General features: G+C 62.9%; 15 protein-coding genes. 5 read left to right on the top strand and 10 right to left on the bottom strand.

Annotation, left to right across the window (positions count from 1 at the left end; all coding sequences use genetic code 11):
* Window positions 1–201, top strand: a 201-nt coding sequence (locus NKI18_RS30550) for a hypothetical protein (protein ID WP_353021652.1), incomplete at its 5' end; no start/stop codon positions are given.
* Window positions 202–236: 35 nt separating this feature from the next.
* On the opposite strand, the gene nadE is transcribed toward NKI18_RS30550, so the two are convergent.
* The 8 genes from nadE to NKI18_RS30510 all read right to left on the bottom strand — a co-directional run bounded on the left by nadE (window position 237) and on the right by NKI18_RS30510 (window position 11,229).
* Entirely contained in the window at window positions 237–1,244 is a 1,008-nt protein-coding gene (gene nadE / locus NKI18_RS30545; protein ID WP_352622649.1) for an NAD(+) synthase, read from the bottom strand.
* Window positions 1,241–2,788 carry a class I adenylate-forming enzyme family protein gene (locus NKI18_RS30540; protein WP_352622647.1) on the bottom strand — a complete coding sequence of 516 codons (1,548 nt, stop codon included), beginning with the start codon at window positions 2,786–2,788 and terminating at the stop codon, window positions 1,241–1,243. Before NKI18_RS30540 ends, nadE begins: the two co-directional genes overlap by 4 nt.
* 22 nt (window positions 2,789–2,810) lie before the next feature.
* A complete protein-coding gene (locus NKI18_RS30535; protein ID WP_352449958.1) occupies window positions 2,811–3,074 on the bottom strand; it encodes an acyl carrier protein in 264 nt (87 codons plus the stop codon).
* 19 nt (window positions 3,075–3,093) lie between these two features.
* Window positions 3,094–5,031, bottom strand: a complete 1,938-nt coding sequence (asnB, locus tag NKI18_RS30530; RefSeq protein ID WP_352622645.1) for an asparagine synthase (glutamine-hydrolyzing) — start codon at window positions 5,029–5,031, stop codon at window positions 3,094–3,096.
* A gap of 185 nt (window positions 5,032–5,216) precedes the next feature.
* Window positions 5,217–6,188 (bottom strand): NAD-dependent epimerase/dehydratase family protein, encoded by a 972-nt coding sequence (locus NKI18_RS30525; RefSeq protein ID WP_352455763.1) that lies wholly within the window; start codon window positions 6,186–6,188, stop codon window positions 5,217–5,219.
* Between the two features lie 109 nt (window positions 6,189–6,297).
* On the bottom strand, window positions 6,298–9,756 hold the full coding sequence (gene smc, locus NKI18_RS30520) for a chromosome segregation protein SMC (RefSeq protein ID WP_353021647.1): 3,459 nt from the start codon (window positions 9,754–9,756) through the stop codon (window positions 6,298–6,300).
* A gap of 117 nt (window positions 9,757–9,873) precedes the next feature.
* Window positions 9,874–10,599 carry a DsbA family protein gene (locus tag NKI18_RS30515; RefSeq protein WP_352621683.1) on the bottom strand — a complete coding sequence of 242 codons (726 nt, stop codon included), beginning with the start codon at window positions 10,597–10,599 and terminating at the stop codon, window positions 9,874–9,876.
* Window positions 10,600–10,728: 129 nt separating this feature from the next.
* Entirely contained in the window at window positions 10,729–11,229 is a 501-nt protein-coding gene (locus NKI18_RS30510; RefSeq protein WP_352621681.1) for a DUF721 domain-containing protein, read from the bottom strand.
* Between the two features lie 49 nt (window positions 11,230–11,278).
* On the opposite strand from NKI18_RS30510, the gene mutY reads away from it, so the two are divergent.
* Together mutY and NKI18_RS30500 are read left to right on the top strand one after the other, a co-directional pair.
* Complete coding sequence (gene mutY / locus NKI18_RS30505; RefSeq protein WP_352621679.1) at window positions 11,279–12,391, top strand: A/G-specific adenine glycosylase; 1,113 nt, start codon at window positions 11,279–11,281, stop codon at window positions 12,389–12,391.
* An 11-nt stretch (window positions 12,392–12,402) separates the two neighbouring features.
* Entirely contained in the window at window positions 12,403–13,014 is a 612-nt protein-coding gene (locus NKI18_RS30500) for an HAD family hydrolase (protein ID WP_352621677.1), read from the top strand.
* A 66-nt stretch (window positions 13,015–13,080) separates the two neighbouring features.
* Here the strand turns inward: NKI18_RS30500 and NKI18_RS30495 are convergent, their stop codons facing one another.
* Entirely contained in the window at window positions 13,081–14,214 is a 1,134-nt protein-coding gene (locus NKI18_RS30495) for a site-specific DNA-methyltransferase (protein ID WP_352621675.1), read from the bottom strand.
* 180 nt (window positions 14,215–14,394) lie between these two features.
* Between NKI18_RS30495 and NKI18_RS30490 the strand changes: the two genes are divergently transcribed.
* Window positions 14,395–15,084 (top strand): HAD family hydrolase, encoded by a 690-nt coding sequence (locus NKI18_RS30490; protein WP_352621673.1) that lies wholly within the window; start codon window positions 14,395–14,397, stop codon window positions 15,082–15,084.
* Between the two features lie 38 nt (window positions 15,085–15,122).
* Here NKI18_RS30490 and NKI18_RS30485 read toward each other — a convergent pair whose 3' ends face one another.
* Window positions 15,123–15,821 carry a hypothetical protein gene (locus tag NKI18_RS30485; RefSeq protein ID WP_352621671.1) on the bottom strand — a complete coding sequence of 233 codons (699 nt, stop codon included), beginning with the start codon at window positions 15,819–15,821 and terminating at the stop codon, window positions 15,123–15,125.
* A gap of 128 nt (window positions 15,822–15,949) precedes the next feature.
* Between NKI18_RS30485 and thrC the strand changes: the two genes are divergently transcribed.
* Entirely contained in the window at window positions 15,950–17,347 is a 1,398-nt protein-coding gene (gene thrC / locus NKI18_RS30480) for a threonine synthase (RefSeq protein ID WP_352621669.1), read from the top strand.
* Window positions 17,348–17,361 lie beyond the last annotated feature (14 nt).

Genomic DNA, 17,361 nt, shown 5'->3' with positions numbered 1-17,361 from the left:
GCGGATGGCCGCCTGTCACCTCTGATCAAATACAGCCTCACCGGCGCTGCCGACGAAGCGTCAGCCTCGAAACCCGCGCCCTCCCGCGCGAGCGGGTTAGTTCACTGGCGCAACGTGCTCGTTCTGGCAGATGAGACGAACGGCAACTTCCGCCCGATCTCGGCCATTGGCGGCAGCCTGCTGATTGAGTTTTGTACCTAAGGCGCTTTTTGGGACGTGGCCGGTCTCGAAGCAGGTCAGGTACCGAGTTCTTCGACTTCCTCGACGAGTTGCGGACGCATGTGCAGATAACGCGTCGCCTTTCGCTTGGCGATGATATCGGCCCAGACGCGTTCCACTTGTGTGGCGGCCAACCCCGCCGCCTGCCCCACTACCTCAGCCGCCATGCCGTTGTTGAGACCGTAAAGGCAAATATCCATACGGTCATATGGAAGCGAGAAGTAGAACTCCTCCTGTGTCTGCGCCAGCGAGTAGGTATCGGTGGTCGGCGGCCGGTTCCGGATTTCCTCCGGAACGCCGAGATGGGGCGCCAGCGCATAGACCTGCGTTTTATAGAGGTGGGCGATCGGCTTGACGTCCGCGGCGCCGTCACCATTCTTCACGAAGAATCCCTGATCATATTCCAGCCGGTTCGGTGTTCCAAGAACGGCGAAGTTCAGACGATCAGCATGATAGTATTCGATCTGCTTGCGGGTGCGCTGCTTCATATTGGTAGCGGCGACGACGCCGAGATAGACAGGCAACGGCATTCTCAGTTTCGTCTGCTTGCCTTCGGGATCCTGCACCACCAGCGACGAGATATTATAGCCTTGGCCCTCGAGCGCGTTCGCGATCACGATCTTCGAGGCCCAGCCTTCGCCGTATTCCGGGACCAATTCGCGGATGAAGGCGTCGCGGCGCTGGTAGCAGCCCATCGCGCGCAAGGCCGGCCCGATATCCTCCGTCACAGCCTCGACACCAAAAGTTTCGGCGACGAGGCGGCCGAGCCGCAGGCTTTCGGGATCAGAATCGCTTTCCGGCATGAACAGGCAAAGCACATTCCGCGGACCGACGGCACGTGCGGCCAACGCGACCGACACGCTCGAATCGATCCCGCCCGAAAGACCGAGCACAAGGCCCCGCTTGCGAAGCCCGCGCAACTGCTGGCGCAAGGCCGTTACGATACGGTCCGTTTCAGCGGCTGGGTCGATCGCCAGAGCCTTCGCCACAAAGGTCCGCGCGTCCTCGGTCGGGCGAACATTCATTGCGCGGCCTCCATCATCTCTGCCGCAAGCCGACGGCTGACCTTGCCGGTATCCGTCTTGGGCAGCTCGCGGCGAAACTCGACGATCTTGGGCACCATGAAGTCCTCAAGATGACGTGCACAGTGACGAACGACATCTTTTTCGCCAAGCGCTGGGTCGGACCGTACGACAAATGCGCCGATCGCATGCCCAAGCACAGGATCCGGCACGCCGAAGACAACCGCTTCCGCGATGCCCGGATGAGCGTGAAGCACGGCTTCCACTTCCTTGGGCGCCACCTTCTCTCCCCGTGTCTTTATGATGTCGTCCTTGCGGCCGACGAAATAGAGAAAGCCGTCCTCGTCGGCCCTGAACAGATCGCCGGTGTAGAGAACCTTCTCCCAAGGGTTCGGGCCTGGGCGCAGGGTTTGTTCCGTCGCAGCTTCGTTTCGCCAATAACCCTGCATGACGTGCGGCCCGCGAATGACCAATTCACCTGCTATGCCCGGCGGCACTCGTTGCCCGTGGTCGTCGACGATAAAGGCTTCGGTGTTTGGAATGGCTATTCCGACCGACCCCGGCCGGCGGTCGAGCTCCTCGGGCGGCAGATAGGTGCAGCGCTTGCATTCCGTCAGGCCATACATCGAATAGAGCCTGACACCGGGAAAAAGGAACCGCAAGCGTTCTATGTGAGCCGGCGGCAAGGCAGCCGCCGTGTTGGAAATATAGCGAAGGCTGGGCAGGAAGCCCGGCGCCAGATCACGCATCTGCAGGATCATCGCTGCCATCGTGGGCACGAGCGGAAGCCCGGTGACGCCTTCCTGGCGGATGCGTTCAAAGACCGCCTGGGGAAAAGCGAAGGACTTCTCGAGCACGAGCGTGGCGCCGAGCCTGACAGCCATCAGCAACTGATAAAGGCCGTAGTCGAAAGCGAGGGGCAGAACATTCAAGATGATGTCGTCGGGCGAGTTGCGCAGGTAGTTGGTGATGGAGTCGGCCGCCGCGTCGCAATTGCGGTGCGTCATCATCACGCCCTTGGGCCGGCCGGTCGAGCCCGAGGTGTAGATCAACATAGCAAGATCCACGTCAATGCCGCGATGGTCAATCTCCCTGGCTTGGAGCGTCAAGCAATCCGCCAGGGATGTGGCCCCTGCCGGGCATTGGTTATCGGCAGCAACGGTGGAGGCCACGAAGATGCCGGTCTTGCCGGACGATCCGCACGCCTCGGCGACCACGGGCATCAGTTTTGCTTGCGTGAGGATCGCAGCTGCGTCGCAATCGGCGATGATGTAGGCCAGCTTTTCGGCCTTGGTGGATGCGTTGATCGGACTGAAAGTCGCGCCTGCTTTAAGAACTGCGAAAATCGAAACCGCAGCCTCCCAGCAATTGTCCATGAAGATAAGGACCCGGTCGTCGCGACTGACGCCATTCATGAAAAGGGCGGCGGCCAGACGGCTCGAAAGATCGTCCAGCTCTTCATAGCACAGCCTTTTGTGCTCGGTGATCAATGCCGTTTTGGCTGGATGGGCAGCGGCCTTCGCCGTCAGAAAATGTTCGATCCGCACGGACGCTCCTCGCCGATGGCGCCTACGCTGCCAGCGCTTCTGCCTTTGCCTTGATGAAGGCTGAGATGCGGTCAATCGAATCCAGATTGGCCGGTACGATGTCGGCATCGACCATCGCTATGCCGAAATCATCCTCTATGAATGCCACGAGCTCCAACACGGCCGTCGAGTCGATGATGCCGTTCTCGATCAGTGATACGGAGTCTGCAAGCTCGTAGGACGTGTCCCCGAACAGGAAGTTGTCGACGATAAAGGTTTTGACCTTGTCCTTGATTGCTACCATGATTTTTCATTCCCTCGATTTCTCAGGCCGCTCGTGCTGCACCGACCTTTTCGCCGGTGAAAATCTTCTGCCACAGTTGCGTCGACAAAATGCCGACGAAAGCTGCATTGTCGCGGAATCCGGACGCTGGCTGCAAGCGGCATTTCTCGTGCAGGTTCGCCACCGCCTTGGCGTTGAATAGTCCGCCGGCGGCGATGCTCGCTTCGCTCAGTGAGTCGCGTACGTAGTCCAGTTCTCCCGCTCCAACGAAGGAGCGGGCTTCCGGTGCCCGGTAAGGCTGTTTGGTGCGCTCGCGGATGGCCGTCGGAAGCAGGTGCTTGGCAGCTTTGCGCAATATGTGTTTTTCCACCAGTCCCTTCAGCTTCATCTCCGGCGGAAGTCTGGCCGCAAACTCCACCAAGCGATGGTCAAGGAAGGGGAAACGCCCTTCGATACCGTGCGCCATGGCCATGCGATCGCCCTGGCTAGAGAGGATGTAGCCCGGCAGGAGAAAGCGGGTTTCGAGATATTGCGCCTGATGCAGCGGATGCCACCGGGAAAATGCCTCAGGCAACCGGCTGGCCAGGTCCTCGGCTGCGTCATACCCCTTCAATGTCGCGCGCAGGTCACCGGAAAAGAACATCTTCGCCGCTGATGTGGTCTTGAAACGCGGCCGATGCGAGAACAGCGGATCGTCCAGGGCAGCGCTGCCGGTTCCGAAGAACGCAGCCAGGTACTCCACGGACTGCTGTTGCAGGCCCGGCAGATAGGGATAAAGCTTGCGGAACAGTTGTGGCCTGATGCGCGATGCCGGCTGTCGCGCGCAGAAACGGCGAACCCGCGCTTCCTTGAAGACATCATAACCGGCAAAGACCTCGTCGGCGCCTTCGCCTGTCAGCACCACTTTCAAACCGGCCTGGCGAACGAGGCCGGACAATTGATAGAGGGGAGCCGGGGCCGTGCGGATGATCGGCCGCTCGGTAAAGCGGATGACTTCGGGAAACACACCGGCGATATCGCCGGCACGACACGCAATGGTTCGATGCTGCGTGCCAAGTGCCGACGCCATTTCGGTCTGGAAGGCGCTTTCGTCATGCTCGGCGCTGTCGAACGTCACGGAAAATGTCTGCAGCTTAAGAGGGGTCATGCCGGCCGCGAGTGCCGAAACGAGGGATGAATCGAGCCCGCCCGAAAGGTAGGAACCGACCGGCACGTCGGCGCGCATGCGAAGCCTCACCGCGTCGGTCAACAGGGCCTGCAGTTCCTCGGCCGCGTCGTCCTCATTGGTGATCTTCGATGGCGTATCCGGATACGGGTAGTCTAGGTGCCAATATGGTTTGACCGTGACTTGCCCCTGTGTCGCGATCATCACGCTTGCCGGCTCCAGCTCGTGGATGTTGCGGAAAGCCGTGCGTGGAGCGATCGGCGCCCACAGCGTAAAGATCTGGTCGAGTGCAATCGGATCGATTTCGGCCGAGACGCCGGGTACCTTCAGCAGGGCCTTTATCTCCGACGCAAAGTAGAGCACCCCGTCCTTGCTGGTGTAGAACAGCGGCCGAACACCCATGCGGTCTCTTGCAAGCACCATCCGCCGCCGCCGGTTATCCCAAATCGCGAAGGCGAAATCACCGTTCAGGAGCGACAGGCAGTCTTCGCCCATCTCGTCATACAGCTGCAGGAGAACTTCGGTATCGCTCGATGTGCGGAAGCGTCGGCCCTTGGCCAGCAGCCCTTCGCGCAATTCCACGTAGTTGAAGATCTCGCCGTTGAACGCAATCGTCAAATTGCCGGTTTCGTCGGACATCGGCTGCTGGCCATCACCAATTCCAATCACCGACAGCCGCGCATGCCCAAGTCCAGCCTCGGGCGCTACGAATTTCCCTTGTTCATCCGGCCCGCGATGGGCGATCGCAGACGTCATGCGCGCAAGCAAAGCTTCCGCATCCCGGACTGAACCGAAATAGCCCCCGAATCCGCACATCCACACAGCTCATACTGAACAGCAAGCCACGAAACATAGCGGTCATAAGCGCCTCAAAGGTTAATCGGATACTTTTCAGCGAGCATGTGGTTAACAGGATGTTAGGACAAAATGATGCTTTTGCGGACCGACTTGCGCCCCACTCCAGGTGTCACGCTTGAAGGCGTCACGGCGAGCGATGCAAATCACTGCTTCGAGTACGGCCGGTACCAGTCAACAAACTTCTTCAGCCCGTCCTCTATCGAAACGCTAGGCCTGAAGCCGAAATTCCGCTCCAGCGCGGTCATGTCGGCGTAAGTCTTCTCGACGTCGCTCGCCTGCATCGGCTCGTTGTGGCGGATTGCCTTGACCTCGAGCAGCCTTTCCAGAATGTCGATGAAGTCGCCCAGACGCACCGGCCGGTTGTTGCCGACATTGTAGAGCCTGTTCGGCGGAACGTCAGCCGCCGGCGGCTTGTCGAGCACGGCGACAACCGCCTTCACAACATCGTCTATGTAGGTGAAATCGCGCCACATTTCGCCATTGTTGAAGACCCGGATCGGCTTGCCCTCGAGCATCGCCTGGGTGAACATCCAATAGGCCATGTCGGGACGGCCCCAGGGACCGTAGACCGTGAAAAACCGCAGGCCGGTCTGCGGTATGCCGAACAGATGGGCGTAGGTGTGGCTCATCAACTCATCGGTTTTCTTGGTGGCAGCGTAAAGCGAAACGGGCTTGTCGACCTGATCGGCTTCGCTGAACGGCACGCTGCGGTTGCCGCCATACACCGAGCTCGACGAGGCATAGACCAGATGCTCGAATGCCGGTTCGGCGCGACAGAATTCGAGCACTTCGAGGTGGCCCATGACATTGGAGCGGATATAGAGCCGCGGATTGTCGAGTGAGTGGCGCACGCCTGCCTGCGCTGCAAGGTGCACGATCCTAACGATGCCTTGCCCGGCCAAAGCGGCTGCAAGCGCGCCCTGTTCGGCAATATCGATCTGGTGGAACGAAAAATCCTTATGGGGCAGAAGGCGGGCAAGCCGCCCCTTTTTGAGCGCCAGGTCGTAATAGTCGTTCATGTTGTCGACGCCGACGACCGCTTCTCCCCGGTCGAGCAGATGGTGGCAAACGTGGCTGCCAATGAATCCCGCGGCTCCGGTGACAAGTATAGGCAACAAGCTTCTCCACGCGCATAGCCGGGCCGGTATCTGGAGCGGCAGATCCGGCCCATTTTGTCGTGCTATAGTCGAAAGCCGAGGTGGAGACCACCATTAAGCTGATGCGTCAGCTTGCCTCGCGCATGGCTTCGGCCGCCTGCAGGTCAACCGACACCAGTTGGCTGACGCCTTGTTCGGCCATGGTCACCCCAAACAGCCGGTCCATGCGCGCCATGGTGATCGGGTTGTGTGTGATGATGACGAAGCGCGTTTCGGTGGTTGCGGCCATTTCGTCCATCAGATTGCAGAAACGCTCGACATTGTGGTCGTCGAGCGGCGCGTCGACTTCGTCGAGCACGCAGATCGGCGCCGGGTTGGTCAGGAACACGGCGAAGATCAGCGACATCGCGGTCAATGCCTGCTCGCCGCCGGACAGCAGCGTCATCGTCTGCGGCTTCTTGCCGGGCGGTCGCGCCAGGATCTCGAGCCCGGCTTCGAGCGGATCGTCGGACTCGATCAGTTGCAGCTCGGCGGTGCCGCCGCCGAACAGATGCGAAAACAGCCGTTGAAAATGGCCGTTGACCACATCGAATGCGGCGAGCAGCCGCTCGCGGCCTTCGCGGTTCAGGCTGTGGATCGCCTGCCGCAGCTTGCGGATCGCCTCGATGATGTCGTCGCGCTCGGAGACGATGGTCTCCAGCCGGTCCGACAATTCCTTCTGCTCTTCCTCGGCGCGCAGATTGACGGCGCCCAACCGTTCGCGCTCGACCTTCAGCCGGTCGAGCTGACGCTCGATCTCGGCCATTTCGGGCATCGGGCTGTCGGGTTCGAGGCCGGTGTGGCGGATCACAAGATGCGGCGGCGTGTTCAGCGTTTCCTGGATGCGCGCTTCGACTTCCAGCCGACGCTCGTCGGCGGCGGTCAGCCGCTCTTCGGCGCGAACACGCGTTTCGCGCGCTTCGGCGAGCGATTGGATGGCAGCGGTCGCAGCCTTGTCCAGCTCGGACTGCCGGTTCTCCGCTTCCTGCAAGCGGTCGCCCGCTGCCTTGCGCAGGCTTTCGGCCTCGGCGAGTTGCGACAGCAGGGCGCGCCGCTTGGCGTCGATCTCGTCGGGGGCGTCGGCCAGTTGCTCGCGCTCGGCCTCGGCCTCTGCTTTGCGTTCGCCGAGCGCCGCGATCTGCGTCGAGGCGTTTTCGGCGCGCTCGACCCAGTTGCACCGTTCAACGCCGATGGCATCGAGCCGACGCGCACGTGCCTCGGCTTCCCGCCTCAGGCCCTCGTGAACGGCACGCGCATCGGCAAGGGCGGCGCGGTCGCGGGCGACGTTGGCCGCCGACTGCTCTAGCTGCAACTGCAGGTCGCCGAGATCGGGCGCGTCTTGCAGCAGCATTTCCGCCTCGTCGAATGCCGCCGCCGTTTCCTCATGGCTGTCGACAATGCGTGCGCGCGCCTCGTCAAGTGCGGCACGCCGGCTCGACAGTTCGCCGCCGGCTTTTTCGGCCTCGGCCAGCGTGTTGCGGGCAGCGTCGAGCCCGTGCTGGGCGTCGCGCCCGGCCTGTCGGGCGTTGCGTTCGGCCTCGCTCGCCTGGGCAAGCGCCTGTTCGGCCTGGGCAAGGGCTTGTTCAGCTTCGCGCAGGGTGCGCGTGGCATGGACTGCTTCGGCATCGAGCTCGGCCAGCCGGTTTTTCTGCGCCAGCCGCTGCGCGGCGGCGGTCGGGGCATCGGCGCTGGCGGTGAAGCCGTCCCAACGCCAGAGCGCGCCTTCGCGGCTGACCAGCCGTTGACCGGGAGCAAGCAGCGTCTGCAGCCGTCTTCCGTCGGCGGCTTCGACAATGCCGATCTGGGCCAGCCTGCGGGCCAGCTGTGCCGGCGCACGCACAACGCTGGCGAGGCTCCTTATGCCTTCGGGCAATGCGGCGTCGGCGGGCTGGATTTCGCTCTGGCCCCAATGTACCGGCGCACTGCGGTCGAGCGGCACGTCGAGATCTTCGCCAAGCGCGGCACCCAGCGCCGTCTCGTAGCCACGCTCGACGCTGATCTGCTCCAGCACCGAGGGAAATAGATCGCCGCTGGCGGCGTTGAGGATCTTGGCCAGCGTGCGGGCCTCGGTTTCGATCCGCGCCAGCTCGGCCTTTGCGTCCTGAACCGGTGGGCGGGCAGCACTTTCGCCTGCACGCGCCTCGGCGACCGCCTGTTCGGCGGCAATGGCGGCTGCCTCAGCCTCTTCGAGCAGCGTCAGCGCCTGATCGACCAGCAGCCGCTTCTCGGCGGGATCGGGCAGGCCGGCGACCCTGGAGACGATCTCCGACAGTTCGCGGTCGACATCGGCAAGCTGGCGGGCAAAGCGGTCGCGGCGCTCAGCGGTGTCGCGCAGCGTCCGTTCGATCTGGTTGCGCGAGGCGGCAGCCTCCGCCCGTTCGGCGGTCAGCGCGGCGAGCCTGGCCTCGCTCGAGGCAAGCGTCGATGCCGCCTGCTCGAAAGCCGCGCGGGTGCTGGCCTCGCGCTCGGCGGCGCCGGCGTTTTCGGCGTTGAGCGCGGCTTCTTCGGCGGCGAGGCGTTCGAGGATATCCGCATTGTCGCGGACCATGCGCTCCTCGCGGGCAAGGTCGCCATCGAGCTGTTGCAGTCGGCGGTCGAGCTCAGCCTGGCGGGCGCGGATGCGGCCTGCCTCTTCCTCGATCTGCGCCTTGGCGATCGATAGACGCTGGAAGGCGGCGGCGGCAGCGGCTTCCGCATCGCGCAGGTCCGGCAGCCGGTGGGCGTTGATGCCTTGTTCCCTGGCGGCAGCCATCTGGGCGGCGGCACGGTCGCCGACCAGCGCGGTGGCAATCGCCAGCGCCGAACGCGCTTCGCCTTCCTGCGTCTTGGCCAGCGTCCAGCGCAGATGCAGCAGCGTCGCTTCGGCCTTGCGGATGTCGGCCGACAGGTTCTTGAAGCGCGAGGCCTGGCGGGCCTGGCGTTTCAGGCTTTCGATCTGACCCTCCAGCTCGCCGACGACGTCGTCAAGCCTTTCGAGGTTCTGTTCCGCCGCCTTCAGCCGCAGCTCGGCTTCGTGGCGGCGCGTATGCAGGCCGGAAATGCCGGCCGCCTCCTCCAGCAGCGCGCGGCGCGCCTGCGGCTTTGCCTGGATCAGCTCGCCGATGCGGCCCTGGCCGACCATCGAGGGCGAGCGGGCGCCGGTCGACTGGTCGGCGAACAGCAGCTGAACGTCCTTGGCGCGAGCCTCCTTGCCGTTGATGCGGTAGAGCGAGCCGGCCTCGCGCTCGATGCGGCGCGAGACCTGCAACTCATCGGCGTCGTTGAAGGCGGACGGCGCGGTGCGGTCGCTATTGTCGAGGAACAGCGTGACTTCGGCGGTGTTGCGGGCCGGACGCGTTCCCGAGCCGGAAAAGATGACGTCGTCCATGCCGGACGCACGCATGTTCTTGTAGGAGCTTTCGCCCATGACCCAGCGCAGCGCCTCGACCAGGTTCGACTTGCCGCAGCCGTTCGGCCCGACGATGCCGGTCAGGCCGCGTTCGATGACGAACTCGCCGGGTTCGACGAAGGATTTGAAGCCGAGGAGGCGAAGGCGCGAGAACTTCATTCGCGCCGGCCCATAGCCAAGTTTCGCAAAACTGTGCCGCGGTTTTGCAAGGAGAACCCGCGGCAAGACAAAGAAGTGCGCACGCCGAAGCTACGCCGCTTCGGCGCTGCCGAAACGTCAGAGCAGAGGGTCGATGATGGCCGACATTTCCGCAATCGACATCGCCCCTTTGTAGGTCTTTCCGTTGATGAAAAAGGTCGGTGTGGAATCGACCTTGAATTCGTCGGCGCCGCGCTTCTGGACAGATCTCACATCGTCCAGAAGTTTCTGGTCCGTCAAGCAGGCCTCGAAGGACTCCTGTGTAAAACCGGCAAGCTTGGCGATTTGCAGCAGTGCGTCCTTGGTATTGTTCACACCAACCCAGTTCGCCTGCTGCCTGAACAGCACGTCGACCATCGGGAAATAGTTGTCCTTGGAGCAGCGCGCCAGCATGAAACCGGCCTCGGCGCTGGGATCGAACGGAAACTCGCGCAGTATGTAACGGGCCTTGCCGGTGTCGATATATTTCGTCTTCAGCTCCGGAAAAGTGGTCTCGGCGAAATGCGCGCAATGCGGGCAGGTCATCGACGCATATTCGACGATAGTGACCTTTGCATCGTCCTTGCCGAGCTGCATGTCGGGCAATGCGCCGGGCTTCAGCAGTGCCGCCATATCGACCGTGCCCTGAGCCTCCGGCGCCGCCGCGGCGGCCGGAGCGGCCGGCTTCGCAGGTTCCGGAGCCGCAGGCGTCACATCCTGCGCCTCGGCTTTCTCGCCCGAGTCGCTGCAGGCGGCAAGCAGCGCCACCGCTGGTATTGCGGCCAGCGAAGTCAAAAGGTTTCTGCGGGACAAGGAACGGATCATACGAATCACCTGGCAATAGTTGGATTTTGCAATGCAAAGTCTACAAAAAGCGAGAGTTGGCGCGAATTAAGGCATTACCGCCCCTATTCCAATCGCCAAATCCGGGCATACCATCACGATAGCGCGAGATCACGGTTTCTTTTGACCGAGAATGGTGGCGCCAAGCCGCTCCAGCGAGGCGCGCAGCCCGCCGTCCTCGATCAAACCAACGGTGCCCGACAGCTTCGCTTTCTCGGCCGCAGTCAGCGGCCGCAAACTGGGTTTCGGCTTGTCCTTGCCCGCCATTACCGGCTTCTGCACGATCTTGATCCGACCGATCGCATTGAAACCGAGGAAGGCATTGACCCGGTTGATGATCTCGCCGGTCTCGTGCTGCAGATGCAGCGCCGCCACACCCTCGCAGGCAATCACCAGCACCGCCGGTTCGAAAGGATCGTCCTCGTGCATGCGGCGCGGCCACTGGATCTTTTCCGGGCGCGAGCGGCCGGCAAGCCGCGGCCCGGCAATTTCTTCCCATGACTGGACCAGTCCGATCGACATACCGGCCCGCTTGCGCAGCACTGGGTCGAGGATCTCGGTTGCGAGATCGCTCACCGGAACGGGATTGCCGAAGGGCCTTTTCCCTGCCATGTGCGTTCTCCAGCTTCAGCACCAATGGATTAGGGCCGACCCTCGATCAATGGCACTGCACGACCAGACCCGCAAGGCCGTATCCGGAGACAATGTCGAGATCGCCTCCCGGCTGCTTGGCTGGTACGACGCGCATCACCGCGACCTGCCCTGGCGCGTTTCGCCGCGCGCGCTGGCGGGCGGGGCGCGGCCCGATCCCTATCTGGTCTGGCTTTCCGAGGTGATGCTGCAGCAAACGACGGTCGAGGCGGTAAAATCCTATTTCCGGGCGTTCGTGCAGAAATGGCCAACGGTCCAGGCGCTGGCGGCGGCACCGACCGAAGACGTCATGAAGGCCTGGGCCGGGCTCGGCTATTATTCGCGCGCCCGCAATCTCAAAGCCTGTGCCGATCTCGTCGCGCGGCAAGGCGGCCGCTTTCCGGACAGCGAGTCCGGCTTGAAGGAACTGCCCGGCATCGGCGCCTATACGGCGGCGGCGATCGCAGCGATCGCCTTCGACCGACCAGCCGCGGTCGTCGACGGCAATGTCGAACGGGTCGTCTCACGGCTGTTTTCGATCGCCACGCCGCTGGGCGAAGCCAAGGGCGAGATACGCGGCCAGGTCGAACGCATGGTTCCCCCGACAAGGCCCGGCGACTTCGCGCAGGCGATGATGGATCTGGGCGCGACGATCTGCACGCCGCGCCGGCCCCGCTGCATGCTGTGCCCCGTTCGCGAGGACTGCAGCGCCACGATCTCGGGCGACCCCGAACGCTTTCCGGTCCGCCTGCCCAAGGCCGAAAGACCCTTACGCCGCGGTGCCGCCTTCGTTGCCGTCAGGTGCGACGGCGCCATCCTTCTGCGCAAGCGCGCGGACAAAGGCCTGCTCGGCGGCATGACTGAGGTGCCGACGACCGGCTGGACGGCGCGCATAGACGGCGCCACCACGGAAGCGGCAGCCCCCTTCCCCGGCAACTGGCGGCAGGCCGGACGCATCGGCCATGTCTTCACCCATTTTGCGCTTGAACTCGACGTGTTCAAGGCGGACACCGACAGTGCCGCCCCGGTCGGGCATTTCTGGTCGCTGGCCCATGAAATTTCCGGGGAAGCGCTGCCGAGCGTCATGAAAAAGGTAATCGAAGCGGCGATACCGGGCGCGACGAAAAAGCAGCGGCCGCGTTGAAAGAGAGAAGAATGACTGAAATCCGCCACATCGTTTTCGATATCGGCAAAGTGCTGATCCACTATGATCCGGACCTGCCCTTCAGTCGCTTGATCCCCGATCCCGACGAACGGAAATGGTTCTTCGACAATGTCTGCACGCATGATTGGAACATCGAGCAGGATCGCGGCCGCAGTTGGGAAGAGGCCGAAGCGCTGGCGATCGCGCAATATCCCGAGCACGCCGAAAATATCCGCAATTTCCGCCGGCACTGGCACGAGATGGTGCCTCACGCCTATGAGGACAGCGTCGCCATCATGATCGGCCTAATCGACAGCGGCCATGACGTGACGATGCTCACCAATTTCGCTGCGGATACGCTCGCCGAGGCCCGCGAGCGCTTCGATTTCCTCAATCGGCCGCGCGGCGTCACCGTTTCCGGCGACATCCGCCAGATCAAGCCGGATCGCGCCATCTATGACCACCACGTCGCCGCGTTCAGCCTCGAACCGTCAGCGACGCTGTTCATCGACGACAGCCAGAAGAACGTCGACGGCGCCAAGGCGGCGGGCTGGCAGTCGGTGCTGTTCACCGATGCCAAGACGCTCAAGGCGGACCTTGAACGTCTGGGGATCAAAGCGTGATTTGAATTCGGTTACAGGAGTTGGTTGAGCCTTCGCATTAACCGATCTGTCGCAACTCGGAAGCCGTCAGGCGCCCGCCCGCTCCATGCCTAGCCGAGCAATGCGGCGAAGCTCGTCGATCGGGGTCAGGCCGCCGCTGCGCTCATAATGCCAGAAGGTCCATCCGTTGCAGGCGTCCAGCCCCTGCACCTCGGCGCCGATCTTGTGGATCGACCCGGCACTGTCGCCGATGGCCAGCGTGCCGTCGGCGCGCACTTTTGCCGCCCAGCGCTTCTTGGCGTCGTAGAGCGTGGCGCCTGGCGCCACCAAGCCATTGTCGAGAAGCGTGACGAAGGCGACGCGCGGCTCAGCGCGCTTGCCGGTCAGTACCGTCAAATTGGCGCCTTCCAGTGGCCGGACCGCATCGATACGTTCCATGGCGGCATCGATATAGGTTTGTTCGCGCTCGATGCCGACGAAGTGGCGGCCAAGCCGCTTGGCGACAGCCCCGGTGGTACCTGAGCCGAAGAACGGGTCGAGCACGATGTCGCCCGGCCTGGTCGATGCCGTCATGATGCGGGCAAGCAACGCTTCCGGCTTCTGCGTCGGATGCAATTTGTCACCATTGTCGTTCTTCAGGCGCTCGCCGCCGGTGCAGATCGGAAACAGCCAGTCCGAGCGCATCTGGACGTCGTCGTTCGATGCCTTCAGCGCCTCGTAGTTGAAAGTGTAGCCCTTGCCCTTCTGGTCGCGCGATGCCCAGATCATCGTCTCATGCGCGTTCTGGAAACGGCGGCCACGGAAATTGGGCATTGGATTGGTCTTGCGCCAGACGACGTCGTTGAGGATCCAGAAGCCCAGGTCCTGCATCTTTGCCCCGACCCTGAAAATATTGTGGTAGGAGCCGATAACCCAGATCGTGCCGTTGGGCTTCAACACACGGCGCGCCGCCAGCAGCCAGGCGCGGGTGAAGGCGTCGTAGGCCTCAAAACTGTCGAACTGGTCCCAATGGTCGTCGACGGCATCGACCTTGGATTGGTCGGGCCGGTGCAGATCGCCATCGAGCTGCAAATTATAGGGCGGATCGGCGAAGATCACGTCGATCGACTTTTCCGGCAGCCGTTCGAGCGCGGCGACGCAGTCGCCCTTCAGGATCGTATCCAGCCACTCGGATTGCTGGGGAGCATCGGAAAGCTCGTCGAGAAGACGCACGGCAGACATTGTGACACCCAAGGCACGCGTTACTGTTTACTGTCCGTTATGGTTACCGATCAGCGTAAATATTCAGTGAAGCAGTCCGCCGAATTTGCGAAGCCCGGCCTGTTGGTGTATGCCGCGCCGCCTGAGCCGTTTGGACCAAAGGGCCCTCGGCATTCCCCTCATCCCGCTTTCCGGATCACCATGCCCCAGCCAGACCTTGTCATCTTCGATTGCGACGGCGTGCTCGTCGATTCCGAAATCATCGCCGCGCGGATCGATGCCGAGTTGTTGACCTCGGCCGGCTACGAGATATCGGCCGAGGAGATTTCCGAGGTCTATGCCGGGTTGACTTTCAAGGACATCGTGATGCGGGTCGAGGAAAAGTCCCGGATCCCGTTCCAGGCCTCGCTGATCGACAAGGAGGAACAGCTGGTCGATCGTCGGCTGCGCAGCGACGTGCGTGCCATCGACGGGGCGCACGCGGCTGTCGCCGCGGTAGCAGTGCCGCGCTGCGTCTGTTCGAATTCGCGTTCGGAGCGAATCGAATTCATGCTGGAGAAGGTGCAGCTTTTGCCGTTCTTTGCCGGCCGTATCTTTTCCTCGCTGGAAACCCCGACCGGGAAATCCAAGCCGGCGCCGGACGTGTTTCGGTTCGCCGCGGAAAAGCTCAAGGCCGATCCTGCGAACACCTTTGTCATCGAGGATTCGGTGCATGGCGTCACCGGCGCCAAGACGGCGGGAATGCGCGTCATCGGCTTCACCGGCGCGGCGCACAGCTATCCCGGCCACGCCGATGCGCTGACCGAGGCCGGCGCGGAAACGGTCATCCGCCGCTGGGCGGAACTGAAAAGCGTGATCGCCGCGCTGTCGGAATGGTCGGCGGACGCCTGAGAGGCCGCCTCCAACCGCCGTGGCGCGAATGCAGCGGCTTAGTTGGTCGCGGCGGCTTTCTTCTTCCTCGGCTTGTCTGTCGCTACTTTCGGAGCGCCCTCGTCATACCCGGCATATGCCTGGTAGTCCTTCGCCGTCGGCTCCGGAACGACGACGTTGGAATCGGTGAAGACGAACTGCGTGGCACTCGAAGGATCGGTAACCTGGACCTGATAGGAGTGAAGCTGCGAATAGAGAACTTCGGTGCCGTGCATCACCGCGATGCGGATCGGCATGGTGATGGTGCCCGGGGTGAACATCGGGCCAGGCACGACCTTGCCGGCGACGGCTATCTTCATCGACAAGGAGCCGTTGGCGCGGCTGCAGTCGCGGGTCACATCGGTGATCGAAGCCTGATAGATGATCTTGGCGGAATCGTCCGGCTGATCGACGCCTGCCGCGTCCGCTGCCGGCTGGGCGGCTTCCTCGGCGGCAACATCGGTTTTTTTCTTCGGCTTCGGACCGCTCTTGGCGTAGGTATTGAAGAAGGCGGTGCCGTCACGCAACGTCACTTTCGGGCAATAGGCCTGCAGCTGGCTGGAAAGCACCTTGGGATCGGGTGGCGGTGGCGGTGTCGTATCCTTCTTGCCGAAGCCGAGAATTCCATTGTCGCTCGATTGGCAACCTGCGACGGCAAGCATAAAGCCGGCGAGCGCCAGACCCGCGACAAAACGACCGTTGAATGAATGAAACGCCATGAACTGCACTTCCCTCTCGCAAAGCCGGTGACGTATATCAACCGCGCGGCAAAAATGCGACTGAGCCTGCGCAGAAATCCACCACCTCGCGGCGGGCGAAAATTCCCGGCAGCAATGGAAACGTGACGATGCAATATGTGAGTACCCGCGGGGAAGCGCCCGCGCTTGGATTTTCCGACGCGGTGCTGGCCGGACTGGCGCGCGACGGCGGGCTCTACCTGCCGAGCGCCTGGCCGCATTTTTCCGCAGCCGAGATCCGCGCCATGCGCGGCCTTGCCTATCCCGATCTTGCCATCCGTGTGCTGTCGCCGTTCCTCGGCGGCGAGATCGCGGCGCCGGTGTTCGAACGGCTGGTGCGCGAAGCCTATGCGACCTTCCGCCATGAGGCCGTCTGCCCGCTGGTGCAGACCGGGCCGAACAGCTTCGTGCTCGAGCTGTTCCACGGCCCGACGCTCGCGTTCAAGGACGTGGCGATGCAGCTTCTTGCGCGGCTGATGGACCATGTGCTGGCCGAGCGCGACCAGCGCGCCACCATTGTCGGTGCCACCTCCGGCGACACCGGAGGGGCAGCCATCGATGCCTTTGCCGGGCGCAACCGCACCGACATCTTCGTGCTTTTCCCGCACGGCCGCGTCTCGCCGGTACAGCAGCGGCAGATGACGACCTCGACCGCCGCAAACGTCCATGCGTTGGCGATCGAAGGCAATTTCGACGACTGCCAGGGCCTGGTAAAGGACATGTTTAACGACCACGGTTTTCGCGACCGGGTATCGCTGTCCGGCGTCAACTCGATCAACTGGGCCCGCATCATGGCCCAGATCGTCTATTATTTCTCCTCCGCGCTGTCGCTCGGCGCGCCCGACAGGGCGGTTTCCTTCACCGTGCCGACCGGCAATTTCGGCGACATCTTCGCCGGCTATGCCGCCAAGAAGATGGGGCTGCCGATCGAACGGCTGATCATCGCCACCAACGACAACGATATTCTGGCGCGCACGCTGGCGACCGGCGAATACCGCATGAAGGGGGTCTTTTCGACCACGTCGCCCTCGATGGACATCCAGGTGTCTTCGAACTTCGAACGCTTGCTGTTCGAAGCGTCCGGCCGCGATGCCTCGACCGTACGGCGCTACATGAACGGGCTCAAGCAGTCCGGCGCCTTCACCATCGAGGCCGGCGAAATCGCCAAGATCCGCTCCGAATTCGACGCCGGCCGCGCCACCATGGACGAGGTCGCCGCCACCATCCGCACCACACTTGCGGCGAGCGGCTATCTGCTCGACCCGCATACGGCCGCGGCCGTGCATGTGGCCGCCGGCAAGGCTGCGGGTGAGGTGCCGATGGTGGTGCTGGGCACTGCGCACCCGGCAAAGTTTCCCGCCGCCGTCGAAGCCGCCAGCGGCGTGTCGCCTGCCCTGCCTGCATGGCTAGGCGGGTTGATGAGCGCCCAGGAAAAATACACGGTACTTCCATCCGACCTGAAAATGGTGGAAGATTATCTCGGCCGCCACACGCGGGCGGCGCGTTAGGGAGTAATTGCCAT

This window comes from Mesorhizobium sp. M0800, assembly GCF_040320095.1.
Taxonomy (GTDB): domain Bacteria; phylum Pseudomonadota; class Alphaproteobacteria; order Rhizobiales; family Rhizobiaceae; genus Mesorhizobium.
This window is presented reverse-complemented; position numbering and strand designations above follow the sequence as displayed.